General features: G+C 71.9%; 18 protein-coding genes and 1 pseudogene. 15 read left to right on the forward strand and 4 right to left on the reverse strand.

Annotated elements, in window-relative coordinates; translation table 11 throughout:
* Positions 1-755: 755 nt before the first annotated feature.
* Together HCC61_RS24745 and HCC61_RS24750 are read left to right on the forward strand one after the other, a co-directional pair.
* A pseudogene (locus tag HCC61_RS24745) lies at positions 756-1,505 on the forward strand (ABC transporter ATP-binding protein); the annotation flags it as partial.
* A gap of 257 nt (positions 1,506-1,762) precedes the next feature.
* The gene (locus tag HCC61_RS24750; protein WP_169138957.1) at positions 1,763-4,348 is read left to right on the forward strand and encodes an ABC transporter permease; all 2,586 of its coding nucleotides are present in this window, start codon (positions 1,763-1,765) and stop codon (positions 4,346-4,348) included.
* Between the two features lie 66 nt (positions 4,349-4,414).
* Here HCC61_RS24750 and HCC61_RS24755 read toward each other — a convergent pair whose 3' ends face one another.
* Positions 4,415-4,999, reverse strand: coding sequence for a Uma2 family endonuclease (locus tag HCC61_RS24755; RefSeq protein WP_169138958.1), 585 nt, complete (start codon positions 4,997-4,999; stop codon positions 4,415-4,417).
* Between the two features lie 376 nt (positions 5,000-5,375).
* Here HCC61_RS24755 and mfd point away from each other — a divergent pair, with 376 nt between their 5' ends.
* Entirely contained in the window at positions 5,376-8,984 is a 3,609-nt protein-coding gene (mfd, locus tag HCC61_RS24760) for a transcription-repair coupling factor (protein WP_169138960.1), read from the forward strand.
* A 108-nt stretch (positions 8,985-9,092) separates the two neighbouring features.
* On the opposite strand, the gene HCC61_RS24765 is transcribed toward mfd, so the two are convergent.
* On the reverse strand, positions 9,093-10,241 hold the full coding sequence (locus HCC61_RS24765) for an acyltransferase family protein (protein ID WP_169139205.1): 1,149 nt from the start codon (positions 10,239-10,241) through the stop codon (positions 9,093-9,095).
* Positions 10,242-10,706: 465 nt separating this feature from the next.
* On the opposite strand from HCC61_RS24765, the gene HCC61_RS24770 reads away from it, so the two are divergent.
* From HCC61_RS24770 to HCC61_RS24810, 9 genes are all read left to right on the forward strand, one after another.
* Complete coding sequence (locus HCC61_RS24770; RefSeq protein ID WP_169138962.1) at positions 10,707-11,405, forward strand: SurA N-terminal domain-containing protein; 699 nt, start codon at positions 10,707-10,709, stop codon at positions 11,403-11,405.
* A gap of 121 nt (positions 11,406-11,526) precedes the next feature.
* Complete coding sequence (locus HCC61_RS24775) at positions 11,527-12,564, forward strand: nucleoside triphosphate pyrophosphohydrolase (protein WP_169138964.1); 1,038 nt, start codon at positions 11,527-11,529, stop codon at positions 12,562-12,564.
* A 214-nt stretch (positions 12,565-12,778) separates the two neighbouring features.
* Positions 12,779-13,162, forward strand: coding sequence for a DUF6479 family protein (locus HCC61_RS24780; protein ID WP_169138967.1), 384 nt, complete (start codon positions 12,779-12,781; stop codon positions 13,160-13,162).
* Positions 13,163-13,412: 250 nt separating this feature from the next.
* The gene (locus HCC61_RS24785) at positions 13,413-14,657 is read left to right on the forward strand and encodes a cytochrome P450 (RefSeq protein ID WP_169139207.1); all 1,245 of its coding nucleotides are present in this window, start codon (positions 13,413-13,415) and stop codon (positions 14,655-14,657) included.
* Positions 14,658-15,018: 361 nt separating this feature from the next.
* Entirely contained in the window at positions 15,019-15,888 is an 870-nt protein-coding gene (locus tag HCC61_RS24790; protein WP_169138969.1) for a transglycosylase family protein, read from the forward strand.
* 350 nt (positions 15,889-16,238) lie between these two features.
* Complete coding sequence (gene eno, locus HCC61_RS24795; protein ID WP_169138971.1) at positions 16,239-17,519, forward strand: phosphopyruvate hydratase; 1,281 nt, start codon at positions 16,239-16,241, stop codon at positions 17,517-17,519.
* 307 nt (positions 17,520-17,826) lie between these two features.
* Positions 17,827-18,354, forward strand: a complete 528-nt coding sequence (locus HCC61_RS24800) for a septum formation initiator family protein (protein WP_169138973.1) — start codon at positions 17,827-17,829, stop codon at positions 18,352-18,354.
* A 134-nt stretch (positions 18,355-18,488) separates the two neighbouring features.
* Positions 18,489-19,022, forward strand: a complete 534-nt coding sequence (locus HCC61_RS24805) for a DUF501 domain-containing protein (protein WP_169138975.1) — start codon at positions 18,489-18,491, stop codon at positions 19,020-19,022.
* 148 nt (positions 19,023-19,170) lie between these two features.
* Positions 19,171-20,097 carry a Ppx/GppA phosphatase family protein gene (locus HCC61_RS24810; protein ID WP_169138977.1) on the forward strand — a complete coding sequence of 309 codons (927 nt, stop codon included), beginning with the start codon at positions 19,171-19,173 and terminating at the stop codon, positions 20,095-20,097.
* A 31-nt stretch (positions 20,098-20,128) separates the two neighbouring features.
* Here HCC61_RS24810 and HCC61_RS24815 read toward each other — a convergent pair whose 3' ends face one another.
* Positions 20,129-20,398, reverse strand: a complete 270-nt coding sequence (locus tag HCC61_RS24815) for a type II toxin-antitoxin system RelE/ParE family toxin (RefSeq protein WP_169138979.1) — start codon at positions 20,396-20,398, stop codon at positions 20,129-20,131.
* Entirely contained in the window at positions 20,395-20,667 is a 273-nt protein-coding gene (locus HCC61_RS24820; RefSeq protein WP_169138981.1) for a type II toxin-antitoxin system Phd/YefM family antitoxin, read from the reverse strand. Before HCC61_RS24820 ends, HCC61_RS24815 begins: the two co-directional genes overlap by 4 nt.
* A gap of 500 nt (positions 20,668-21,167) precedes the next feature.
* Here HCC61_RS24820 and HCC61_RS24825 point away from each other — a divergent pair, with 500 nt between their 5' ends.
* The 3 genes from HCC61_RS24825 (at position 21,168) to HCC61_RS24835 (ending at position 25,622) form a co-directional block, all read left to right on the forward strand.
* The gene (locus HCC61_RS24825) at positions 21,168-22,592 is read left to right on the forward strand and encodes an NAD(P)/FAD-dependent oxidoreductase (RefSeq protein WP_169138983.1); all 1,425 of its coding nucleotides are present in this window, start codon (positions 21,168-21,170) and stop codon (positions 22,590-22,592) included.
* A gap of 281 nt (positions 22,593-22,873) precedes the next feature.
* On the forward strand, positions 22,874-24,214 hold the full coding sequence (locus tag HCC61_RS24830) for a cyclopropane-fatty-acyl-phospholipid synthase family protein (RefSeq protein WP_169138985.1): 1,341 nt from the start codon (positions 22,874-22,876) through the stop codon (positions 24,212-24,214).
* Between the two features lie 211 nt (positions 24,215-24,425).
* Positions 24,426-25,622 carry a Gfo/Idh/MocA family oxidoreductase gene (locus HCC61_RS24835; RefSeq protein WP_169138987.1) on the forward strand — a complete coding sequence of 399 codons (1,197 nt, stop codon included), beginning with the start codon at positions 24,426-24,428 and terminating at the stop codon, positions 25,620-25,622.
* Positions 25,623-25,899 lie beyond the last annotated feature (277 nt).

A 25,899-nucleotide genomic window follows, 5' to 3' on the forward strand; every position in this document is an offset into this window, starting at 1 on the left:
GGGCCCGGAGGGGCCGCGCGGTACGGCCCTTCCCATATGTTTCCGGGGCCCGCCGGATCCGGTGCGGCGGGCCGGAGGGCGGCGGCGCCGCGTACCGGAAGCGGCTCCCCTAGGGGTCTCCCCGGCGGTCCGGCGTGGCGCGGAATCGTCCTGGAGCAGGAGGAGGGGACCTGCGGCGGCGCATAGGCTCTCGTCGTGGAGCCGGACGAGGACGCCCGGCCCGGCCAGGACCCGCCGGCAGGGGTGGGGCCGGCCCCCGTAGCGGAAGAGGTGCGGGCACCATCGCGGCGCGCGGCGGGCGGAGGAAGACTCCTGTCGAAGCCCACTCGGACACGTACTCGTCACCCACGGACGGGCCGGAACCCCGGGCCCCACGGCCCGGTTCACGGCCCACCACGCGACAACGCTCACTCACGACGGGGCGGCGTCCTGCCGTACGCCCGTACCGCGCGGGAGCGCGCAGCCGTAAGCCGCGGACACGACGCGGCACTTGCCGCAAGGCACCTGACACCGGGCACCAGGCACCTGACGCAAGACATCCAGGCACCAGGCACCGGGCACCAGGCATCTGGCACCTGACGTAAGACACCTGACACGGCACATCGGACAAGAACACACCGGACAAGAACACACCGGACAAGAACACACCGGACGCGGAACGCCGGATGCGGAACAACGGACGCGACGCGGAACACCGGCACCACACAGCGGATCACGGGATCAAGGGATCACCGGACGGGGAGAGGAAGCACATGATGAGGACGGCGGCAGCGGACCCCAGGAGCGGGGGCAGCGGGGCGCGTTCGGCCGTCGCGGCCTCCGCCCGGCAGCTGGTCAAGGCCTACGGGCAGGGCGAGACGCGGGTCGTCGCGCTCGACCGTGTCGACGTGGACATCGAGCGCGGAGCGTTCACCGCGATCATGGGGCCCTCGGGTTCCGGCAAGTCGACGCTGATGCACTGCCTCGCGGGTCTGGACTCGGTCACCGAGGGACGCATCAGGGTCGGCGGGCAGGAGATCACCGGTCTGAAGGACAAGAAGCTGACGCGGCTGCGGCGCGACAGGATCGGCTTCATCTTCCAGGCGTTCAATCTGCTGCCCACGCTCGACGCCCTGGAGAACATCACCCTTCCCATGGACATCGCGGGCCGTAAGCCCGACAAGCAGTGGCTGGAGACGGTCATCGCGACCGTCGGCCTGGAGGGGCGGCTCTCGCACCGGCCCAGCCAGCTCTCCGGCGGCCAGCAGCAACGGGTCGCAGTGGCAAGGGCGTTGGCGTCCCGGCCGGAGATCGTCTTCGCCGACGAGCCGACCGGCAACCTCGACTCCCGTGCGGGTGCGGAGATGCTGGGCTTCCTGCGCCGCTCCGTCGACGAGCTGGGGCAGACCATCGTGATGGTCACGCACGACCCGGTGGCCGCCGCGTACGCGGACCGTGTGCTGTACCTCGCGGACGGGCGGATCGTCGACGAGATGCACCGGCCGACGGCCGAGGCCGTACTGGAGAAGATGCTGCGCCTCGCGGAGAGCACGGGGCCGGGCGCGGATTCGGGCCCGGGTTCGGGAGTGGGTCCGGGCGCCGCTGCGGGCCGGGGCGCGGTCCCGGAGGGCCTCGCCGCGTTCGACGTGCCCGAGGAGCCCTTCCAGGGCGCCGGCGGTTACGACTCCGGCGGTTACGACTCCCGCGGCTATGACTCTCGCGGCCACGACTCCTTCGACGCGTTCGGCGCGAAGGCCGGCGACGGCATCGACGGGGGCCGGCCGTGACCGTGTTCAAGGCATCCCTGCGCAACTTCTTCGCGCACAAGGGGAGGATGGCGCTCAGCGCCGTCGCCGTGCTGCTGTCCGTCGCGTTCGTGTGCGGCACGCTCGTCTTCACCGACACGATGAACACCACCTTCGACCGGCTCTTCGCCGCCACGTCGGCCGATGTGACCGTCGGCCCCAAGAAGGAGAAGGAACAGGCGGGCGGCGCCGGGCAGTCCGCCGCCAGGCCCCGTACGCTGCCGGATTCCGCGCTCGCGAAGGTACGCCGGACCGAGGGCGCCGAGTCCGCCGAGGGCGTGGTCTCCAGCGAACAGGTCACCGTCGTCGACGGTGACGACAAGAACATCGGCTCCACCACCGGAGCCCCCACCATCGCCGCCAACTGGACCTCGAACGCCCACCGGACGATGAAGGTGACCTCGGGCCACGCCCCGCGCGACGGGTCCGAGGTGATGGTCGACGCCGACACGGCGAAGAAGCGGCACATCCGGATCGGCGACGAGCTGCGGACCGTCGTCGCCACCGGCGACTTCTCCGCGCGGGTCTCCGGCATCGCCACGTTCCAGGTCACCAATCCCGGTGCGGCGATCGTCTACTTCGACACCGCCACCGCCCAGCGGCAGCTGCTCGGCGGCACCGGCTCGTACACGAACATCTCCGTGACCGCCGAACAGGGCGTCACCGACGCCCTGTTGAAGAAGAACGTGGCCGCCTCGCTGGGCGCGGAGAAGTACGAGTACCAGACGCAGAAGGAGGCCGCGGACTCCCAGCGCGAGGAGATCGGCTCCTTCCTGGACGTGATGAAGTACGCGCTGCTCGGCTTCGCCGGGATCGCCCTGCTCGTGGGCGTCTTCCTCATCGTCAACACGTTCTCCATGCTGGTCGCGCAGCGCACCCGCGAGATCGGCCTGATGCGGGCCGTCGGATCGAGCCGCCGGCAGGTCAACAGGTCGGTGCTGATCGAGGCGTTGCTGCTGGGCGTCGTCGGTTCCGTGCTGGGTGTGGGCGCCGGAGTGGGCCTCGCCGTGGGGCTGATGAAGCTCATGGGCGCGGTCGGGATGAACCTCAGCACCTCCGAGCTGACGCTGGCGTGGACCACGCCCGTCACCGGAGTCGCGCTGGGCGTCCTCGTCACGCTGCTCGCCGCCTATCTGCCGGCCCGCCGCGCGGGCCGGGTCTCGCCGATGGCGGCGCTGCGGGACGCGGGCACCCCCGCAGACGGCAGGGCCGGTGCCGTACGCACGGTGCTGGGAGTGCTGCTCACGGGCGGCGGCGGAGCCGGTCTGTACGCGGCGACGCAGGCGGAGAAGGCCGCGCAGGGGTCGATGTATCTGGGGGCGGGAGTGGTCCTCACCCTCGTCGGCTTCATCGTCGTCGGACCGGTGCTCGCCGGTGCCCTCGTGCGGGTGCTGTCCGTGGTGACGCTCAGGCCGTTCGGCGGGCGCGTCGGGCGGCTCGCCGAGCGGAACGCGCTGCGCAATCCGCGCCGTACGGGCGCGACGGCCGCGGCACTCATGATCGGGCTGGCGCTCGTCGCGTCGCTGTCGGTCGTCGGATCGTCGATGGTGGCGTCGGCCACGCAGGAACTCGACCGCTCGGTGGGCGCCGACTTCATCATCCAGTCCGGCAACGGGCAGCCGATCACGCCCGCGGTGGAGAAGAAGCTCAAGGCGTCGAAGTCGCTGGAGACCGTGACCTCTTACAAGATGGTCCCCGCCCGTATCACCACGCCGGACGGCAAGGCGGGCGGCGAGCGGCTCTCCGCGACCGACCCCTCCTACATGAAGGACCTGCGGCGCGAGGTGAAGTCCGGCGATCTGTCCGCTGCATACGGCCGTGACGCGATGTCCGTCGGCGCCGCCTACGCCAAGGAGCACGGCATCAGGACGGGCGACGAGCTGAAGGTCGCCTTCGCGGGCGGCCGTACGGCGAAGCTCACGGTGGCGGCGGTCACCAAGGAGGAGACGAGCGTCGACAAGGGGGCGATGTACACGGACCTCGCCACCGCGCGCCGCTACATCCCGAAGGCCCAACTGCCTCCCACCGTCATGATGTTCGGATCCGCCGGGGACGGCAGGGAGGACGCCGCGTACTCGGCGCTGAAGAAGCAGCTCAAGCCCTACCCGCAGTACCAGGTGCGCGACCAGGCCGACTTCAAGGAGACCCTTCAGAAGCAGGTCGGGCAGATGCTCAACATGGTGTACGGGCTGCTGGCGCTCGCGATCGTCGTCGCCGTGCTGGGTGTCGTGAACACCCTCGCGCTGTCCGTCGTTGAACGCACCCGGGAGATCGGCCTGATGCGGGCCATCGGCCTGGCGCGGCGGCAGCTGCGGCGCATGATCCGGCTGGAGTCCGTCGTCATCGCGCTCTTCGGCGCCATGCTCGGGCTGGGCCTGGGGATGTGCTGGGGCGCGGCGGCGCAGAAGCTGCTGGCGCTGGAGGGCCTGAACGTGCTGGAGATCCCGTGGCCCACGATCGGCGCGGTCTTCGCGGGCTCCGCCCTGGTGGGCCTGGTGGCGGCGCTGGTGCCGGCGTTCCGGGCGGGACGGATGAACGTGCTGGCGGCGATCGCCACGGAGTGACGGAGGAGGGACCGGCGGGTCCCGTCCGGGCCGCGGCCCGGACGGGACCCGCGGCCGGAGGGCTGATCAGTCGGCGAAGATCGCCCGCAGATCGAGCTCCACGGGGAAGGGGTGCCGGGTGATCAGGCGGCCTTCGTGGCTGGCTCCGCCGGGCGCCGGCGCGTAGACACCGGTGTCCTTGTCGAGGTGGAACTCGTGGACCACCGGGAATTCGTCCGCCCCGCGTTCGACCCGCCAGAAGAACTGAACCCCTGCCTCCGCGTACATCGCGGGCTTCCTGAACCGGTCATCGGTGCGTGAGCCGTGCGAGACGACCTCGACGACGAGGGCCACCGACTCGATCGGTACGCATTCCTGCGAGAAGAAGTCCAGCCCCGTGCGGTCGAAGACCACCACGTCGGGCTTGGGCGGGTTGTGCTCGTCCACCAGCACGCACCGCTCGGCGTTCACGGCGTACGGAGATTCACGGGCGCCTCGCAAGGCGAAGTACAGCTCGTCGCGCACTGTGTCGTGCCACTGACTCGTCATCCCCCGGACCACGATCGCCCCATCCACCAGTTCCCAGTCGAACGGCAGGTCCAGGTCCTTGACCTGCTCGTACGTCCAGCCCTGGGAGGGCGGGTGCATCCAGTCGATCGGCTCGGCGGTCATGGCCACCTCCCTCGTTCTCACTTTTCCGGCATCAAGGTTATTCGGTGCGCCTTCCGGGAGAATCGGTTCAGCCGGCGCATCGGGGAGTTCTTCGGGCAGATCTCCCGGGTCGGCAGGGGGGCGGCGGCAGCCCGGTCCGCCGGATCCATCCGGGCCACGTCCCCGCGGACGGTCCGGTCCCGGTGAGTCCTTGGCCATGGCCGACCTTTCGAAGCCGATCGTGAGCAGCCGTGCGCTGGGCCCGAGCCTAGCCCGGCGTCCTCGTACCGGCACGGGCCGCCTGCGGGCCGCCGTAGGCTTGGAAACCCCCGGACGTGCGCGCAGCGCCGTTTCGGGGCGTTCGCGTTGCCCACCTCCGGACGGGAAGCCACCCCAGATGAGTCTCACCGGACTGCTCGACGCCGTCGCGCGCGACCCCGCGCTTCAGGAGGCGGCCGAGGCCGCCGCCGACGGCAACCGGCACCATGTCGACCTGGTCGGCCCGTCCGCCGCCAGGCCCTTCGCGGTGGCGGAGCTCGCGCGCTCCGCCGGGCGCCCGGTGCTCGCCGTGACCGCCACGGGCCGCGAGGCGGAGGACCTGACGGAGACGCTGCGCTCGCTGCTGCCGCCCGAGGGCGTCGTGGAGTACCCGTCGTGGGAGACGCTGCCGCACGAGCGGCTCTCGCCACGTTCCGACACCGTCGGCCGCCGCCTCGCCGTGCTGCGCCGCCTCGCGCACCCCGCGGAGGAGGGCGACGCGGGCACCGGCCCCGTGAGCGTCGTCGTCGCGCCCGTGCGCTCGGTGCTCCAGCCGCAGGTCAAGGGCCTCGGCGATCTGGAGCCGGTCGCGCTGCGGCAGGGGCAGACCACGGACATGGACGAGGTCGTGGACGCGCTGGCGGCAGCGGCGTACGCGCGGGTCGAACTGGTCGAGAAGCGCGGCGAGTTCGCCGTGCGCGGCGGCATCCTCGACGTCTTCCCGCCGACCGAGGAGCACCCGCTGCGCGTGGAGTTCTGGGGCGACGAGATCGAGGAGATCCGCTACTTCCGGGTCGCCGACCAGCGCTCCCTGGAGGCCGCCGAGCACGGGCTGTGGGCCCCTCCGTGCCGCGAGCTGCTGCTGACGGACGACGTGCGGCGGCGGGCCGCGGCCCTCGCCGAGGAGCACCCAGGGCTGGGCGAGCTGCTCGGGAAGATCGCCGAGGGCATCGCCGTCGAGGGCATGGAGTCGCTGGCGCCCGTACTCGCCGACGACATGGAGCTGCTGCTCGACGTGATGCCCAAGGGCACGATGGCCCTGGTGTGCGACCCGGAGCGGGTGCGCAGGCGGGCGGCGGACCTGGTCGCCACGTCCCAGGAGTTCCTCCAGGCGTCGTGGGGCGCCACCGCCATGTCCGAGAGCGGGGAGGCGCCCGTCGACCTCGGCGCGGCCTCGCTGTGGGGCATCGCGGACCTGCGCGAGCGGGCCCGCGAGCTGGGCATGATGTGGTGGTCGGTCAGCCCCTTCAGCCCCGGTGCCGCTTCCGGCGGCGGCCTCTCCGGCGAGGACGGCGGCTACGGGGAGGCGGCGTACGAGGAGGACATCGCCGAGGGCGCCGACGTGCTGCGGCTCGGCATGCACGCCCCCGAGAGCTACCGCGGGGACACCGCCCGCGCCCTCGCCGACACCAAGGAGTGGCTGTCGGCGGGCTGGCGCTGCGTGTACGTCACGGAGGCGCACGGCCCCGCCGTCCGTACCGTCGAGGTGCTCAGCGGCGAGGGCATCGCCGCCCGTCAGGAGAGCGAGCTGGGCGAGATCGCCCCGTCCGTGGTGCACGTGGCGCGCGGCTGCCTCGACAACGGCTTCGTCGCACCGGAGCTGAAGCTCGCCGTCCTCACCGAGACCGACCTGTCGGGGCAGCGGGCCGCGGGCCGGGAGGCCGCCCGCATGCCGGCGCGGCGGCGCAAGCAGATCGACCCGCTCAGCCTCGTGCCCGGCGACTACATCGTCCACGAGCAGCACGGCGTGGGCCGCTATGTCGAGATGGTCCAGCGCACCGTGCAGGGCGCCACCCGCGAGTATCTGCTCGTGGAGTACGCGCCGGCCAAGCGCGGCCAGCCCGGCGACCGGCTGTTCGTGCCCACGGACCAGCTGGAGCAGGTCACCAAGTACGTCGGCGGGGAGCAGCCGTCGCTGCACCGCCTCGGCGGCGCCGACTGGACGAAGACCAAGGCGCGCGCGAAGAAGGCCGTCAAGGAGATCGCCGCCGACCTGATCAAGCTGTACTCGGCCCGCATGGCCGCGCCCGGCTACGCCTTCGGCCAGGACTCGCCCTGGCAGCGGGAGCTGGAGGACGCCTTTCCGTACGCGGAGACCCCGGACCAGCTGACCACCATCGGCGAGGTCAAGGAGGACATGGAGAAGTCCGTCCCGATGGACCGCCTCATCTGCGGCGACGTCGGCTACGGCAAGACGGAGATCGCGGTGCGTGCGGCCTTCAAGGCCGTGCAGGACGGCAAGCAGGTCGCCGTCCTCGTTCCGACGACGCTCCTCGTCCAGCAGCACTTCTCCACCTTCACCGAGCGCTACGGGCAGTTCCCCGTCAACGTACGGGCCCTGTCGCGCTTCCAGACCGAGTCCGAGGCGCGCGCGGTCGTCGAGGGCCTGCGGGAGGGCACGGTCGACGTCGTCATCGGCACGCACCGGCTCTTCTCCTCCGACACCAAGTTCAAGGACCTGGGGCTGCTCATCGTCGACGAGGAGCAGCGCTTCGGCGTCGAGCACAAGGAGCAGCTGAAGAAGCTGCGGGCCAACGTCGACGTGCTCAGCATGTCCGCCACCCCCATCCCCCGCACCCTGGAGATGGCCGTCACCGGCATCCGCGAGATGTCGACGATCACCACGCCGCCCGAGGAGCGGCACCCGGTGCTGACCTTCGTCGGTCCGTACGAGGAGAAGCAGATCGGCGCCGCGGTCAGGCGTGAACTGCTGCGCGACGGCCAGGTCTTCTACATCCACAACCGGGTGGAGTCCATCGAGCGTGCCGCGGCGCGGCTGCGGCAGACCGTGCCGGAGGCCCGTATCGCCACGGCGCACGGGCAGATGTCGGAGCAGGCCCTGGAGCAGGTGGTGGTGGACTTCTGGGAGAAGAAGTCCGACGTGCTGGTCGCGACGACCATCGTCGAGAACGGCATCGACATCTCCAACGCCAACACCCTCATCGTCGAGCGCGGCGACAACTTCGGCCTCTCGCAGCTGCATCAGCTGCGCGGCCGCGTCGGGCGCGGCCGCGAGCGCGGCTACGCCTACTTCCTCTACCCGCCGGAGAAGCCGCTCACGGAGACCGCGCACGAGCGGCTGGCGACCATCGCGCAGCACACCGAGATGGGCGCGGGCATGTACGTCGCGATGAAGGACCTGGAGATCCGCGGCGCGGGCAACCTCCTCGGCGGCGAGCAGTCCGGGCACATCGCGGGCGTCGGCTTCGACCTGTACGTACGGATGGTCGGCGAGGCCGTCGCCGACTACCGCAACGCACTGGAGCAGGGCGGCGAGGCCGAGGAGCCGCCGCTGGAGGTCAAGATCGAGCTGCCCGTCGACGCACATGTGCCGCACGACTACGCGCCGGGCGAGCGGCTGCGCCTCCAGGCGTACCGGGCCATCGCGTCCGCCGACTCCGAGGAGGACATCACGGCCGTACGGGAGGAACTGGCCGACCGCTACGGGCCGTTGCCGGAGCCCGTGGAGAATCTGCTGCTCGTCGCGGGACTGCGGATGCTCGCCCGCTCGTGCGGCGTCACGGACATCACGCTTCAGGGCAACAACGTGCGCTTCAGCCCGGTCGAGCTGCGCGAGTCGCAGGAGCTGCGGCTCAAGCGGCTCCACCCCCGCTCGGTGATCAAGCAGGCGGCGCGGCAGGTGCTGGTGCCGCGCCCCAAGGCGGGCGGCATCGGCGGCAAGCCGGTCGTGGGGCGCGAACTGCTCGCGTGGGTGGGGGAGTTCCTCACCGGCGTCGTGGCTTCCTGAGGGGTGGGGGCCGGTGCGCTCCACCTCTGCCCCGCGCCGCGCTGCCGGGTGCCACGCCGCCGCCTCAGGGCCTGTGCGTAACCGGGTCCCGTCCGGCCGCCGCGTCCGTCACAGGTCAGGGCCCGTGCGGCACCGTGCGCCGGCCTGCTCGCCGGGCCTCGCGCCGGGCGTTGCGGCGGGTCTCGCGGCGGGCGCGGGCTCAGCCTCCAACGCCGGTTCGCCGCCGGGGCGTTGGCGCTGCGCGGGCTCGGGCGGCCGTGCCGCCGTGGTGCCGGGGGCCGGGACCTCCGCGGCCGGTTCAGGCGCGTACAGCCACGGCAGGCGCGGCTGCACCACCGGCCTCGTCAACCGCCGTACCCACGGCGACGCCAGCGCCGCCGCCAGCGCGCAGCCCAGTGCGAGCACGGCTGCCTGTTCCCGCCACGGGCCCACCCACCGCAGGTCGCCGAAGCGGAAGAAGACGCGCAGGACGAGAGGGTGGAGCAGGTAGATGTAGAGGCCGCCCATGCCCAGGTACGTCACGACGGGCAGCCTCCGCTTCGGCACCAGCCGGATGAAGCTGAGCGCGATCGCCATCCCGCACAGCAGCACCGTGCCGCGCAGGCCCCACGCCCACGCCGGGTTGAACGACACCGTCTCCCCGTACGGCGCGTGCATGGCCAGCCAGCCCGTGTCGATGTCGTTCCGGAGGAACCAGCACGCGACGGCCGTGACCGCCAGCACACCGGCGGCCGCCTCCCGGCTCCAGACGGCGTGCAGGAACTGGTCCGCCGGCCCCCTGCGCAGCTCCCAGCCGAGGAGGAAGAAGGGGAGGAAGGCGACCGTCCGGGAGGCCGAGAAGGTGTGGGTGAAGCCGTCGAGGTATCCGACGGCGAGCGCGGCCGCCAGCGCGGTCGGCAACGGGTAGCGCAGCACCGCCAGGTACGGCAGCAGCATCCGCCAGACGAACAGCGACAGCAGGAACCACAGGCCCCAGGCGGGTTCGGCGGTGAAGAACTTCCACTGCCCGTACAGCAGCCGGATCTGCGCCGTGTGCAGCAGCGCGATCAACAGGTAAGGGGCCAGCACCGATTCGGTGAGCCGCCGCACCTCACGGTGCCCCAACGGCCCGGCGCTGCTGAAGTAGCCCGCCAGGATGACGAACACGGGCACGCGCATCGCCCAGCTCGTGACGTAGAACCAGCGCAACCCCTCGATGTGGCCGAGCGGTTCGATCAGGTGCCCGTTGAGGACGAGCACGCCCGAGAGGCATCTGATGTTGTCCCAGTGCGGATCGCGGACCTTGCGTGCTTTCCGTGGATCCTGTCCGGTGCCTGCGCTGCGGCCGGCGTCGTCGTCCGGCGCCTCCCGCCGCTTCCTGCTCCGTGTTGTGCTTCTCCCTGTGTCGACGACGTCCCCTTCCCGTTGCCACGCCTTCGAAGGCGCTTACGCGGCCCTTGAGCAGGATGCTAGGAGGGGCACCACGAGGGGGAGTTCCCACAGGGTGAGCCGGAGGTGAACGGGGAGCCGCGGAACGGTGCGGCGGGTGCGGGCGGTTCCGCATCACGACCGGGGCCCGCCTCAGGGGTCCGCGAAGACGCCGGGACGGGGTGGGGTTGAGGACAATCGTTGCCGAGAAGAGAGCAGAAGCGGTGGTCTCAACCACCTCGACTACATAACATCGATCAACGCCGAGGTCGTGCACGACCGTCGCACGCCCCTAGCCGCCGTCCGGGAGTCCCGATGCACAGCAGCACCACAGCAAGCCGTCGTCGCAGGTCCGCGCTCACCCTCGGCGGAGCCGCCGCGCTGCTCGTCGCGGCGCCGCTGCTCACCGGGTGCGGCGACGACGCGCACCCCGGTGCCGCCGCTGTGACGGGCGGCGAGCGCATCAGCATGGGACAGCTCCAGTCGAAGGTGGAGGCCGTGCGCGACGCGCAGCGCTCGGCGCCGCAGGGCCAGGAGATGATCAAGGGCAGCGGCCAGCTGACGCGTGCCGCGCTCGACGGCATGATCCGCGAACGCATCGTGAAGCAGGCCGCGAAGGACGCGGGCGTATCCGTGACGCGGCGCGAAGTGGGCAAGTACCACGCCGAGTTGCGCAAGCAGGCGGGCGGCGAGAAGCGGCTGAAGGACGCGCTCCTCCAGCAGCAGGCGGTGGCTCCGTCACAGATCGACGGCTGGCTGCGCATGCAGGTCGCCGTGGACAAGATCTCGAAGGCGAAGAAGATCGACCCGCGTACGCCGCAGGGCAACGCGAAGCTGCGGAAGATCTTCTCCAGGACCTCCGAGGACCTGCACATCTCCGTGAACCCGCGCTACGGGAAGTGGGACGTGAAGGCGTCCACGCTGGGCCACAGTTCGGAGCCCTGGCTGCGGGACCTGACCGGCAAGCAGCAGGACCGGCAGCAGCAACAGCAGCAGGCGCAGCCGCAGATGTGACGCGGGGCGGCGGCAGCCGCAGATATGACGCGGGGCCCGCGCGCGGCCCGTGGCCAGCTGGGACCGTGGGCGTCCGCCGCCCGCGCCCGTACCCGTACGGGCGCTGCGTTACGTTCGACGCGTGAACGCTTCTCCGCCGCATACCGGCCGCATCGTCCTCCTCACCACCAGCCACCGCGTGGCCCCCGGACTGCTGTCCTGGCCCGCCTGGGAGGCGCTGCGCTCGGCCGACCGCGTCGTGTGCGGCGACCCGGAGCACCCCCAGCTGCCGTATGTGCGCGAGGCGGGCGTCCCGGTCGCCGCGGGGGAGCTGCCGACGGCCCGCGAGCTGGTCGAGGAGTGCGCGGAGGGCCGTACGACGGTCGTCGTCGCGGCGGCGGAGGGCGAGCCCGCGCTGACGGACGGGCTGGCCGCGCTCGCCGGTTCCGGGCGCACGTCGATGCCTGAGCTGGAGCTGCTGCCGGGCTCCTACGACCTGCCGGGCGCGCGCTTCCTCGACCTCGTACAGGTCATGGACAGCATCCGCACCGACTGCCCCTGGAGCGGCGCCCGCACCCACGAGGAGCTCGTCAAGTACGGCATCGAGGAGATGTACGAGCTCGTCGAGGCCATCGAGGAGGGCGACCGCGGCGCCCTGTGCGAGGAGCTGGGCGACGTGCTGCTCCAGGTCGTCTTCCACGCCCGCATCGCACAGGAGGACCCGGAGGAGCCCTTCTCGGTCGACGACGTGGCGGGCGGCATCGTGGAGAAACTGATCCACCGGCATCCGCACGTCTTCGGCGAGGAGCAGGCGGCCACGGCGGAGGACGTGCGTGAGCACTGGCTGCGTACGAAGGCCGCCGAGAAGCGCCGGAACTCCGTGACGGAGGGGATTCCACTGGGCCAGCCCGCGCTGGCGATGGCCGCGAAGCTGGGGCAGCGGGCGCGGCTCGCCGGCCTGGACGTGCCCTTGCCCGCCGCGGCGACCCCGGAGGGCGACGGCCTCGGCTACGAGCTGCTGGCGCTGGCCCTGCGCGCCGAGGAGCAGGGCGTCGACCCGGAGACGGCGCTGCGGGTAGCGGCCCGTACGTACCGGGATGCGATCCGCGCGGCGGAGGGTCCGGCGGAGGACCCCGCGGCGGAGGGCCTCGCGGCGGAGGGCGAGAGCGCGGGCGCGTAGTGGGGCCCCGGATCGCGCCGGGTGCGCTGCCCGTGGCCGGGACCGGTACGGCACCGGCAGGGCCCCGAGCCCGACACGGCCGGGACCGACACGGCACCGGTACGGCACCGGCGGGGCCGACCCCGGCACGGCCGACCCCGGCATCGCCCCGGCACGTCCGGCACCGCGTCGGCCGCCGTCGGCATAGCGCCCGAGGCACGGGTACTCGGCCGTCATGTACGCAGCACTCACCGCATCCGCATCGTCTCCGGTGTCCCTCGCGGCGGAGCACGATCTGCTCGTCGGCATCGCACCGCTCGTCGCGGGCCTCGTGGTCGTCATCGGCCTGATCGCGGCCGTCGCGTACGGCATCCGCATCCGGGCGCGCGGCGACCAGCGCCCCTCCAGCGCCGGCAAGAAGGGCCCGGAGTCACCGCAGGAGTACGAGACGAGGCACCGGGTCCCCGACGAGGTGCCGCACGACGGTGAGCGGCGCATGCCGTACGACTTCAAGGACTACGACTCCGACAGCCATCCCGGCGAGCACGAGCAGCCCCGCCCCAAGTGGGACGAGGGCAGCAGCGGCGGCTTCGGCAGCGGCGGTCTCGGGCACCACTGACGCTTGCCGGGCGCCGCCCGCCGGGGCCCACCCCGTCCGACGGCGGGCGGCGCCCGGCCCAGCGCCCCTGCTCCCTCCCGGACCGGGTGATCGCGCCCCGGTCCCTCCGTCCCCGCCCCTCGGTCCCGTCCCCCGCGAACCCCCTGAGCCGCCACCGCCCCCACCCCGCTAGCGTCGACGCGTGCACGACGACATCCGCGGCCACGGCGGCGACGGCCCTTGCGGCGCCGCCCCCGCCTCGCACTCCCTCATGCCGCCGCTCTTCGACTGGGAGTTCGCCGCGGACCCGTACCCCGCGTACGCCTGGCTGCGCGAGCACGCGCCCGTACGCAGGACCGAACTGCCCAGCGGCGTCGAGGCATGGCTGGTGACCCGCTACGCCGACGCCCGGCAGGCCCTCGCCGACCAGCGGCTCAGCAAGAACCCCGTGCACCACCACGAGACGTCCGCTCACGGCAAGGGCAAGGTCGGCATCCCCGGCGAGCGCAGCGCGAACCTGATGACGCACCTGCTCAACATCGACCCGCCGGACCACACCCGCCTGCGCCGCCTCGTCTCGAAGGCGTTCACGCCCGCCCGCGTGGCCGAATTCGAGCCACGCGTACGGGAGTTGACCGACCGGCTCATCGACGCCTTCGCGGACCGGGGCGAGGCGGACCTCATCCACGAGTTCGCCTTCCCGCTGCCCATCTACGCGATCTGCGACCTGCTCGGCGTACCGGCCGAGGACCAGGACGACTTCCGCGACTGGGCCGGCATGATGCTGCGCCACCACAAGCCCGGCGAGCCGGGGCCGCCGCGCGGCGGAGTCGGCCGGGCGGTGAAGAAGATGCGCGCCTATCTCGCCGAACTCATCCACCGCAAACGGGAGAAGCCGGGCGAAGACCTGATCTCGGGCCTGATCCGCGCGAGCGACCACGGCGAGCACCTCACCGAGAACGAGGCCGCGGCGATGGCCTTCATCCTCCTCTTCGCCGGCTTCGAGACGACGGTCAACCTCATCGGCAACGGCACGTACGCCCTGCTGCGGAACCCCCGGCAGCGCGCCCTGCTGAGCGACGCCGTGGCCGCCGGCGACGACGGACTGCTCGCCACCGCGGTCGAGGAACTGCTGCGCTACGACGGCCCGGTGGAGATCGCGACGTGGCGATTCGCCACCGAGCCGCTGGAGATCGGCGGCGTGCGCGTCGCGCGGGGCGAGCCGGTGCTGGTGGTGCTCGCCGCCGCCGACCGGGATCCGGCCAAGTTCGGCGATCCGGACGTGCTGGACCTGCGGCGGCGAGACAACCAGCACTTGGGCTACGGCCACGGCATCCACTACTGCCTCGGGGCGCCGCTCGCCAGGCTGGAGGGCCGACTGGCGCTGAGCGCGCTGCTGCGCAGGCTGCCGGACGTACGGCTAGCGCTCCCGCCCGACGAGTTGCGGTGGCGCGGCGGTCTCATCATGCGCGGACTGCGCACGCTGCCCGTGGAGTTCGCGCCCGAGCACCGCTGACGGGTGACCGGAGCACCGCTGACGGGCGACGGGAGCACCGCTGACGGGCGAAGCGTGCAACAGGAGTGACGGGACATCACCGGTGTGACGTTCGCGTGATGTGAGTGACACCACCTTGTGATGATGCGCGTCCGGAAGCTAGGTTCGACCGGCAGCCGGGCCGCTCGCCGCCCGCCGGTCGCCCGGCGGCAGCGTCGGCTCGCGTGCGAACTCCAGGCGCACCACGCCCCGTACCACCCCGGGCGCCCAACGTGCCCCGGGCGCCCGGGCGTTCGGCGCCGCGGGAGCCGCACGCACCGCCCTCCTCGCACCACCGCAAGCGTCATCGCCCACGTCCTGTGTCCCCACGAGAGGTCACCACATGCCGCCCCTGCTTTCCGGGAACGGGCGCCACCGCCGCCCCCGCCAGGCCCCCAACTTCGTGGTCGCGGCGGGCGTGACGGGAGCGGGCCTCGCCCTTCCCCTGCTCGGAGCGACGGCGGCGAGCGCCGCGGACAACGGCACCTGGGACGCCGTGGCCGAGTGCGAGAGCGGCAACCTGTGGAGCGCCAACGACGACAACGGCTTTTACGGCGGGCTCCAGTTGGACCAGGAGACCTGGGAGCGGTACGGCGGCACCGAGTACGCCGGGCGTCCCGATCTTGCGAGCCGCGACCAGCAGATCACCGTGGCGGAGAAGCTCCTGGACGAGGAGGGCACCGGCTCCTTCGGCGACTGCGCGGACAGCGCGGGGCTCTCACAGGACTCGCCCGGCTCGCCCGACGTCGACCCGGACGGTTCCGAGGTCGCGGACGGCCCCGTCGCCGAACGCCCGTACCCCACCTCGCCTTCGCCGGGCGCGCCCGAGGGCGAGGGCGGCACGGGCAGCGGTGAGTCCGCCGATCCCTCCGGCTACCCCGACCCGTCGGACTCCGCCGACCCGTCCGGCTCGCCCGGCACCTCCGACCCCGAGTCGCCCGGTACGGACGACGGCTCCGGCGGTACACACCCCTCCCGCGGTGACGGCGAAGGACGCGGCGACGCGAACGGCACGCACGATCCGGGCAGTTCGGATGACACGGGCGATCCCGGCAAGGACGGCGAATACCGCGTCTCGCACGGCGACTCGCTCTACACCATCGCGGACGAGCAGGATGTGAAGGGCGGTTGGCGGGAGCTGTACGAGCGCAACCGCGACGTCATCGGCTCCGACCCGGGCCTGATCATCCCCGGCGAGCAGCTGCATCTCTGACGTCCGCGGCGACCGGAGCAGCCGGAGCGGCGGCAACGGGAGCCGGAGGAGCTGAAGCGGCGGCAACGGGAGCCGGAGCAGCCGAAGCGGCGGCAACGGGAGCCGAAGTGCGGTGCTCCGAGCGGTGCGGGGACTCCTCACGGGGCCTTACGGTCCGGACCGTCCGGACCGGTCCCGCTTTTCTTCCCCTCCCGAACAAATTCGGGGAACCGCCGCTGCATCCCTGAGCTGGCCTCCTTCACCGTGCGCCGCCCGCCGTTCAACCCCCCGACACGACTGGCGACAGGGGCATCACCCCATGCCCGTTAGGCTCTGGGCAGTAAGCCAGACCCTTCACGAAGGAGATCCTCGTGCCGTCCATCGACGTCGTCGTAGCCCGCGAGATCCTCGACTCGCGAGGCAACCCCACGGTCGAGGTCGAGGTCGGCCTCGACGACGGCAGCACCGGCCGTGCTGCCGTTCCGTCGGGCGCCTCGACCGGAGCCTTCGAGGCACTGGAGCTCCGCGACGGTGACACGGGCCGCTACGGCGGCAAGGGCGTGGAGAAGGCCGTGCTCGCCGTCATCGAGCAGATCGGCCCGGAGCTCGTGGGGTACGACGCCACGGAGCAGCGCCTCATCGACCAGGCGATGTTCGACCTGGACGCCACGGCCGACAAGTCCTCGCTCGGCGCCAACGCCATCCTCGGCGTCTCGCTCGCCGTCGCGCACGCCGCCTCTGAGGCCTCCGACCTGCCGCTCTTCCGCTACCTCGGCGGCCCCAACGCGCACATGCTGCCCGTGCCGATGATGAACATCCTCAACGGCGGCTCCCACGCGGACTCCAACGTGGACATCCAGGAGTTCATGATCGCCCCGATCGGCGCGGAGTCCTTCTCCGAGGCGCTGCGCTGGGGCGCGGAGACGTACCACGCACTCAAGTCCGTGCTGAAGGAGCGGGGCCTGGCCACCGGCCTGGGCGACGAGGGCGGCTTCGCGCCGAACCTCGGCTCCAACCGCGAGGCGCTCGACCTCATCGTCGAGGCCGTGCAGAAGGCCGGCTACACCATCGGGCAGGACATCGCCCTCGCGCTCGACGTCGCCGCGTCCGAGTTCTACAAGGACGGCGTCTACTCCTTCGAGGGCAAGGAGCGCAGCGCCGCCGAGATGACCGACTACTACGCGGAACTCGTCGACGCCTACCCGCTCGTCTCCATCGAGGACCCGCTGTACGAGGACGACTGGGCCGGCTGGCAGACCATCACCGAGAAGCTCGGCACCAAGGTGCAGCTCGTCGGCGACGACCTGTTCGTCACCAACCCGGAGCGGCTCTCCCGCGGAATCGAGGACGGCGCCGCCAACGCGCTGCTGGTGAAGGTCAATCAGATCGGCTCGCTCACCGAGACCCTCGACGCCGTGGAGCTGGCCCAGCGCAACGGCTTCAAGTGCATGATGTCCCACCGCTCCGGCGAGACCGAGGACGTCACCATCGCCGACCTGGCCGTCGCCACCAACTGCGGGCAGATCAAGACGGGCGCCCCCGCCCGCTCCGAGCGCGTCGCCAAGTACAACCAGCTGCTGCGCATCGAGGAGATCCTCGACGACGCCGCCGTCTACGCCGGGCGCAGCGCCTTCCCGCGCTACAAGGGCTAGTCCCCGCTACAAGGACCAGCTCCCGATACAAGGGCTGACAGGCTCCGTTGCGACGGCTGACGGCGCCGCGTCCCGGCAGTCGCTCACGGCCTCTCGCATCCGGCGTTCCGTACGGGGCCTGCTCTCCGCACGGCCGGCCCCTGCCGCGTCACAGGCCGCGGTACCGGGCCGGCCGTCGCTGCGCCCGTCCCCGCCGCCGTTCCCGTACGGTGGCGGGGGCCGTTCGCCAGGCGTCGGCCCGCAGCAGCACCACGGACAGCCGGACACCGGACAGCCGGACGGCTGAGAAGGGGACAAGGGGAGGAACGTGCCCGCGGATCGGTTCTCCACCGCGACCAGACTCAGGGCGCTCGGCACCCGGGCCGCCGAACGCGTCTACCGCGCCCGCGGGCGCACCGTGCGCACCCCGCGCCGCAGCCGCCTCACGGGCCGCGCCGCGGTGCTGGCGCTGGTCGTCTGCTCGCTGGTCGTGGCGCTGGCCTATCCGATGCGGCAGTACGTGTCGCAGCGTACGGAGATCGCCGAGCAGCAGCGTCAGGCGGAGCACGCACGCAAGCAGGTCGACCGGCTGCGCAAGGAGCGGGCGCGCTGGCAGGACTCCGCCTACGTGGAGCAACAGGCCCGCAGGCACCTGCACTTCGTACGGCCCGGCGAGACCGGCTTCACGCTGCCGGACGGCACGGGCGACGCGCGGCGGCCCGCCGGTCGCGGCTCCGACCGCGCCTGGTACCAGAACCTCTGGGACGGCGTCGACAAGGCGGACCGGAGCGGGCGCGCCGACCGCGCCGACCGTACCGAGGGCATCGGCGGCGCCGCGTCCCCCGGCGGTCGCTGAACTCCCGCCTCGCGCAAGGGCGTTCGCCCGTACGAACGGCCCCGGCCCCGGCCGTACGACCGCCCGCCCCGCACTCCTCCTCCCGACCGCCCGGCAGCCCCACACGACCACAGAACCCGGAAGAGCCCGCACCGATGGAAAAGCCACCGCCGCAGACCGAGCCCACGCCGCCCACGGACGCCGATGTGGCCGCATTCCAGGCGCAGTTGGGCCGTCCCCCGCGCGGTCTGCGCGCGATCGCGCACCGCTGCCCGTGCGGTCTGCCGGACGTCGTGGAGACGGCGCCGCGACTGGAGGACGGCACTCCGTTCCCCACCACGTACTACCTGACGTGCCCGCGCGCGGCCTCCGCCATCGGCACGCTGGAGGCCGAGGGCGTGATGCGCGAGATGACGGCGCGGCTCGCCGAGGACGAGGAGCTGGCCACGGCCTACCGCGCCGCTCACGAGGACTATCTCGCCCGCCGCGACGCCATCGAGCTGCTCGCGGGCTTCCCCAGCGCCGGCGGAATGCCGGACCGCGTGAAGTGTCTGCACGTACTCGTCGCGCACTCCCTCGTCGCCGGTCCCGGCGTCAACCCGCTCGGCGACGAGGCGCTGGCCATGCTTCCGGAGTGGTGGGCCAAGGGGCCCTGCGTCCAGGTCCCACCGGCCGCCGGCCAGGACTGACTGCCGCGTACGGGCCGGGGCCCGCACGGGACACCGCGCCGGGACACCGGCCGGATCCGGATCCGGACCCGCCCGTATGCCGAAGGCCGGGCCACCCGGCGCGCATACGCTGAGTCCCACCCGCCGAGTGAGGAGCGTGAAGGAGCGCATGACCCGCGTCGCCGCCGTGGACTGCGGTACGAACTCGATCCGGCTGCTGGTCGCCGACGCCGACCCGGCCACCGGCGAACTCAAGGACCTGGAAAGGCGGATGGAGATCGTCCGCCTCGGCCAGGGCGTCGACCGTACGGGCCGCCTCGCCCCGGAGGCGCTGGAGCGCACCTTCGCCGCCTGCCGCGACTACGCACGTGCCGTGGAGCGGCACGGCGCCGGCCGCGTGCGATTCGTCGCCACCTCCGCGTCGCGGGACGCGGAGAACCGGGACGAGTTCGTACGCGGCGTCGTCGGCATCCTCGGCGTCGAGCCCGAGGTGATCACCGGCGACCAGGAGGCGCAGTTCTCCTTCACGGGCGCCACGAAGGAGCTGAAGGGCCGCACCGACCTGGAGAAGCCGTATCTCGTCGTGGACATCGGCGGCGGCTCGACGGAGTTCGTCGTCGGCGACGATTCCGTACGGGCCGCGAGGTCGGTCGACATCGGCTGCGTACGGCTCACCGAGCGCCACGGACTGTCCGGACCCGTCACGCGGGACCAGCACCGGGCGATGCGTACGGACATCGAGGCGGCTCTCGACGAGGCGGAGCGGAGCGTGCCGCTCACGCAGGCGCACACGCTCGTCGGCCTCGCGGGCACCGTCACCACCGTCGCCGGCATCGCGCTGGGCCTCGACGCCTACGACGCCTCCGCCATCCACCACTCCCGGGTGCCGAGCGATGACGTCGCCGCCATCGTCGAGCGGCTGCTGTCGTCGACGCACGACGAGCGCGCGGCGATCCCCGTGATGCACCCCGGCCGCGTGGACGTGATCACGGCGGGCGCCGTCATACTGCTGACGATCATGGAACGTACGGGCGCGCGGGAGGTCGTCGTCAGCGAGCACGACATCCTGGACGGCATTGCGTGGAGCCTGACTTGAGGGCCTTCGATCTCTCACTCGAGCATGGGCGCTACAGGTTGCGGTAGACATCCCGCCGGTCGCCCACCTTGACGACGAGAATGACGAGTTCACCGTCGTTGATCTGGTACGCGACCCTGTAGTTGCCGACTCGGAGGCGGTAGAGACCCGAGGGGCCGGTGAGCTTCTTGATGTCGGCGTCCTCGCGGTACGGATCGTCGCCGAGAGCGGTCAGTGCGGTCAGGATGCGCATGGCTTCGGGTCGGTCGATGGCCCGGATCTGCCGCTGTGCAGCGGTGGTGAACCGGAACGCGTACTTCACGCGGCGCCTTCACCGCGCTCGCTGAACAGGTCCGCCAGCAGCTCGGCCATGGAAACGGTGGGCTCGCCGTCGGCCAGGACTGCTTCCGCTTCGCGGGCCAGCATCACGTCGGCCGCGTCTTCCAGCGCTTCGAAGTCGGCGATCGGCACGACTGCGGCGACCGGGGCACCATTGCGTGTGATGACGGTCGGAGTGCCTTCCTCGGCCTGGTTGATGTGTTCCGCGAGGTGTGCGCGTGCGTCCCTGACGGTCGCGGTGTTCTCGGTCATGGACTCAGTGTACGCACTTACGTGTACACGGTGCCAGGCGTAAGAGTCGCATTCGCGGGCCGTCCTCAACGGCATTGCGTGGAGCCTGACTTGAGGGCCTTCGATCTCTCACTTGAGCATGGGCGCTCACCTTTGAAAGGGTGCCCGTGCACCGCTGCGGAGGCCTCGGAAAGCAGTCTCGTGAAATAATTCACGTGGAAAACCGCCTCGTCGGACGCACATCACACCGATTTCGGGCCGATGAGGGGTCCCTGCGGGAACGGCCGGCTGTGAACGCCGTATTCCGGCCGGATGAAGGGCGGCGGCGAGGCCCGGCGGCGTACTCGCGGCGCGGGCGATAAATGCAGCTCACGGCGGGGATCACCGCACTGCGGTCCCGGCCCGTGTATCGGCTCCCGGAACGGTGCCGATGCGTGGCCGCGCAGTGTAGCAGGGGGTGCGGGCATGCTTGTGAAGCCCCTCACGAGGTCACCCCCCGAGGCAGGTGGATACTCGATGGCATGAGCACCACGGAGCGTCCCCGAATCCTCGTAGTGGGCGGCGGATACGTCGGCTTGTACACGGCGCGGCGCATCCTTCAGAAGATGCGCTACGGCGAGGCGACGGTCACCGTCGTCGACCCGCGTTCGTACATGACGTATCAGCCCTTCCTTCCCGAAGCCGCCGCCGGAAGCATCTCGCCGCGCCACGTCGTGGTCCCGCTGCGGCGTGTGCTGCCCAAGGCGGAGGTCCTCACCGGCCGCGTGACGACGATCGACCAGGAGAGCAAGGTCGCCACGATCGCGCCGCTCGTCGGCGAGGCGTACGACCTGCCCTTCGACTACCTGGTCATCGCCATGGGCGCCGTCTCCCGCACCTTCCCGATCCCCGGCCTCGCCGAGAACGGCATCGGCATGAAGGGCGTGGAGGAGGCCATCGGCCTGCGCAACCACGTGCTCGAGCAGCTGGACAAGGCCGACTCGACCAACGACGAGGACGTGCGGCGCCGCGCGCTGACGTTCGTCTTCGTCGGCGGCGGCTTCGCGGGTGCGGAGACCGTCGGCGAGGTCGAGGACATGGCACGTGACGCGGCCAGGTACTACCCCAACGTCCGCCGCGAGGACATGCGTTTCATCCTCGTCGACGTCGCGCCCGGCATCCTGCCCGAGGTCGGGCCGAAGCTGGGCGAGTGGGGCCTGGAGCACCTCAAGAGCCGCGGCGTCGAGTGCTACCTCAAGACGTCGATGGAGTCGTGCGTCGACGGGCACGTCGTGCTGAGCAACGGCCTGGAGATCGACTCCAGCACCATCGTGTGGACCGCCGGCGTGAAGCCGAACCCGGCACTGGCCCGCTTCGGACTGCCGCTCGGCCCCAAGGGACACGTGGACGTCGACGCGACCATGCAGGTCCGCGGCACCGACCACGTCTGGGCCGCGGGCGACAACGCGCAGGTGCCCGACCTGGCCGCCGGCGGGGACAACGCCTACTGCCCGCCGAACGCGCAGCACGCGCTGCGCCAGGCCAAGGCGCTCGGTGACAACGTCATCTCGCGGCTGCGCGGCTTCCCGCAGGGCGAGTACAAGCACGCCAACAAGGGCGCGGTCGCCGGGCTCGGACTGCACAAGGGCGTCGCGATGATCGTCCTCGGCAGGACCCGGATCAAGCTCAAGGGCCGCCTCGCCTGGTACATGCACCGCACGTACCACGGTCTCGCGGTGCCCACCTGGAACCGCAAGATCCGCGTCTTCGCCGACTGGACGCTGGCGATGTTCCTCAAGCGCGAGGTCGTCTCGCTCGGCGCGATGGAGCACCCGCGCGAGGAGTTCTACGAGGCCGCGTCGCCCGTGACCGCCACCGCGTCCGAGCAGGCGGCGGCCGAGCGCAAGACCCGCGTCAAGGAGAGCCGCGACCAGGCCGGCCACCGGGAAGAGGCCAGGGCCTCCTGAACCGGGGGCCGGTGACCGGCCGCCGGAAGACCTCCGCGAAGGGGGCGTCCGCCATCCGTGGGGCGGGCGCCCCCTTCGTCGTTCCCGCTCCTCCCTGCTGCTCCTCCCTGCCGCGCCTGCGTTCGCCGCGTCCGGCCGCAGCGCCGTCGTGCCTGCTCAGCCCGGCCGCACGCGGTCGCGAGGTGATGCGATGACAAATCGGTGTGTGCGACGGCATAGTTCGCAAGCCAATCGTGTTGCATGTACGGGGATTCACCCCATCCGTCATGGAGGTGTGTGCAATGAACGATGTCGCGTCCCGACTCAGCGCGCTCACCGAACGGCTGCTCGGCGCTCCGCTCCCCGTCCGCATCCGCGCCTGGGACGGCAGCGAAGGCGGCCCGCCGGAAGCCCCCGTCCTCCGCGTACGCCACCGGCGCGCGCTGCGCCGCATCCTGTGGCGGCCCGGCGAACTGGGCCTGGCCCGCGCATGGGTGGCCGGAGAGCTGGACACCGACGGGGACGGCGAGCTGTACGAGCTGCTCGACCGGCTGGCCGGCCTGATGTGGGAGAAGGACCAGCAGGAGGAGGCACCGGCTCAGCGCGGCCTGCGCTCCCTTCTCGCCCGCGTCCGGGATCCGGGAATCCGTTCCGCCGCCCGTGAACTGGCCGCTCTCGGGGGCGCGTTGCCCCCGCCCTCGCCGCCCGCCGAGGAACGGACCAGGAGCTTCGGCGTACGGCACAGCCGCGCCCGCGACCGCGGGGCCATCAGCCACCACTACGACGTGGGCAACGACTTCTACGAGCTCGTGCTCGGCCCGAGCATGGTCTACTCGTGCGCCTACTGGGAGCCCGCCGCCCCCGGCAGCACGCCCACCCTGGAGGGCGCGCAGCGCGCCAAACTCGATCTGGTCTGCCGCAAGCTCGCGCTGCGCGAAGGCCAGCGGCTGCTCGACGTCGGATGCGGCTGGGGCTCACTGGTGCTGCACGCGGCTCGCGAGTACGGGGTGCGCGCCGTCGGCATCACGCTCTCCCAGGAGCAGGCCACGTACGCCCGTAAGCGCGTTGCCGAGGAGGGGCTGACCGAGCGCGTGGAGATCCGGGTGCAGGACTACCGCGAGGTGCGGGACGGCCCGTACGACGCGATCTCCTCCATCGGCATGGCCGAGCACGTCGGCCGTGAGCGCTACCGCGACTACGCGGACGACCTGTACTCGCTGCTGCGGCCGGGCGGACGGCTGCTGAACCATCAGATCGGGCGCCGTCCGCTGGCGGACGAATCGGCGTACGAGGTCGACGAGTTCATCGACGCCTACGTCTTCCCCGACGGCGAACTCGCCCCCGTGGGGCAGACCGTCGCCGTGCTGGAGGAGGCCGGCTTCGAGGTGCGCGACCTGGAATCGCTGCGCGAGCACTATGCGCTGACGCTGCGGGCGTGGGTCGCCAATCTGGAGGCCGCGTTCGACCGGGCCGCGCGCCTCACCTCGTACGGACGGGCCCGGGTGTGGCGGCTCTACATGGCCGCGTCGGCGCTGGCCTTCGAACACAACCGGATCGGCATCAACCAGATCCTCGCGGTCCGTGCCTCGGCCGACGGGGCTTCGGGGCTGCCGCTGCGCACGAGGGACTGGCGCGCGGCGTGAGGTGAGGCGCGGCGTCACGTCGCGCACGGCGGACGCCGCGCACGGTGGGCGCTGCGCAAGGCGGGGGCTGCCGGCGGGCGGGGCACCGGACGGGCGACTGTCCGATGCCCCGCCCGGTGCGCGTACGGTCGTGGAAGTCGGAGACCTTCGTCTCCAGGTGCACCGGCTCCGCCCCTGGGTTGCGGTGGGCGGCGATGGAAAGGCTTCGCTCGTGCCCTTCTCCATCGGAATCGTCGGTGCCGGCCAGTTCGCCGGATCCTTCGCCAAACTCTTCCGTCTCCACCCGGGCGTCAGCGACGTACACGTGACGGATCTCCTCCCCGAGCGTGCCGAACGGCTCGTCGCCGCGGAGGGGCTGGCCGGCACCGTGTCCTCGTTCGAGGAGCTGCTCGGGACGGACGTCGACGCCGTCGCCCTCTTCACCCAGCGCTGGACGCACGGCCCGCTCGCGGTGCGGGCGCTGCGCGCGGGCAAGCACGTCTACTCCGCGGTGCCCATGGCCGTCTCGTACGAGGAGTGCGCGGACATCGTCGAGGCCGTCAAGGAGACCGGCCTGACGTACATGATGGGCGAGACCAGCCACTACAACCCGGCCACCGTCTACGCCCGCGAGAGGATCGCCGACGGCGGCTTCGGGCGGCTCTTCTACGCCGAGGGCGACTACGTGCACGACATGGACCTCGGCTTCTACGACGCGTACCGCTACAGCGGAGGCGAGCGCTGGAAGGAGACGGCGAGCTATCCGCCGCTGCTCTACCCCACCCACAGCATCGGAGGGGTGCTGGGCGCCTGGCGGACGCATGCGACGAGCGTCAGCGCGCTCGGCGTGCCCGATGAGCGCGGGGACGGCGTATTCGACCGGGAGACAAGCCGGTTCGGCAACGACCTGTCCAATGCGACGGCGCTCTTCGAGGTCGCGGGCGGCGGTTCGTTCCGTACGAACGAGTTCCGGCGGGTCGGCTATCCCTCGCACATCCGCGAGTCCCGCTTCCGCTTCTTCGGCACTGAGGGGAGCTTCGAGCAGCTGGCGACCGTCAGCTTCTGGCAGGACAGGAGCGGTGTGCGGGACGTCTCGGAGCATCTGAAGGCGGCGCCTTCGCTCGCCGCGGACGATCCGTCGCTCGCCGAGGTGTCGCCCGCCTTGCGGGACGCGTTCGTCTCCGGCACGGCGCCGGTGCACGATCGCGCCCGGCTGCCACGGGAGTTCGCGCACGCCCCCAACGGACACGAGGGCAGCCACCACTTCCTCGCCGACGACTTCGTCACCGCCGTGAACGACGGCAGCACTCCGACCGTCAACGCGTGGGTGGCCGCGCGCTACACGCTGCCCGGCATCGTGGCGCACGACTCGGCGCTGCGCGGCGGCGAGCGGCTTCCCGTACCCGACTTCGGGGACGCACCCGGCTGAGGCGGAGGGCTTCGACGGGCGAGACGCCGGCGTCCGCTGAACGCCGCGGCCCGGCCCCTCAGTTGAGGGACCGGGCCGCGGGGCCGGCCGCGTGCCCGCGGAGAGGTCGGCCGCGGGCACGTACGCCGGTTCGCAATCTCGTCTTACGGAGGACCGGGGCGCTCGGGCGCTCGGGCTCTCGGGCTCCTGGTCCTGGCGCCGGGCTCTCGGGCTCCTGGTCCTGCGGGACCCGGGGCGTGCGCATGCCGGCGCACGCCCCGGATCGCGTGCCGATCCG

The organism is Streptomyces sp. HNM0575 (assembly GCF_012726265.1).
GTDB lineage: Bacteria > Actinomycetota > Actinomycetes > Streptomycetales > Streptomycetaceae > Streptomyces.

What these genes read in the sequence shown, in the direction of transcription:
- HCC61_RS24770 (WP_169138962.1), top strand. Translation starts at nt 10,707, where the DNA reads ATGCACAGCAGCACCACAGCAAGCCGTCGTCGCAGGTCCGCGCTCACC.
- HCC61_RS24820 (WP_169138981.1), bottom strand. Translation starts at nt 20,667, where the DNA reads ATGACCGAGAACACCGCGACCGTCAGGGACGCACGCGCACACCTCGCG.
- HCC61_RS24785 (WP_169139207.1), top strand. Translation starts at nt 13,413, where the DNA reads ATGCCGCCGCTCTTCGACTGGGAGTTCGCCGCGGACCCGTACCCCGCG.
- HCC61_RS24810 (WP_169138977.1), top strand. Translation starts at nt 19,171, where the DNA reads ATGACCCGCGTCGCCGCCGTGGACTGCGGTACGAACTCGATCCGGCTG.
- mfd (WP_169138960.1), top strand. Translation starts at nt 5,376, where the DNA reads ATGAGTCTCACCGGACTGCTCGACGCCGTCGCGCGCGACCCCGCGCTT.
- HCC61_RS24805 (WP_169138975.1), top strand. Translation starts at nt 18,489, where the DNA reads ATGGAAAAGCCACCGCCGCAGACCGAGCCCACGCCGCCCACGGACGCC.
- HCC61_RS24755 (WP_169138958.1), bottom strand. Translation starts at nt 4,999, where the DNA reads ATGACCGCCGAGCCGATCGACTGGATGCACCCGCCCTCCCAGGGCTGG.
- HCC61_RS24780 (WP_169138967.1), top strand. Translation starts at nt 12,779, where the DNA reads ATGTACGCAGCACTCACCGCATCCGCATCGTCTCCGGTGTCCCTCGCG.
- HCC61_RS24830 (WP_169138985.1), top strand. Translation starts at nt 22,874, where the DNA reads ATGAACGATGTCGCGTCCCGACTCAGCGCGCTCACCGAACGGCTGCTC.
- HCC61_RS24790 (WP_169138969.1), top strand. Translation starts at nt 15,019, where the DNA reads ATGCCGCCCCTGCTTTCCGGGAACGGGCGCCACCGCCGCCCCCGCCAG.
- HCC61_RS24825 (WP_169138983.1), top strand. Translation starts at nt 21,168, where the DNA reads ATGAGCACCACGGAGCGTCCCCGAATCCTCGTAGTGGGCGGCGGATAC.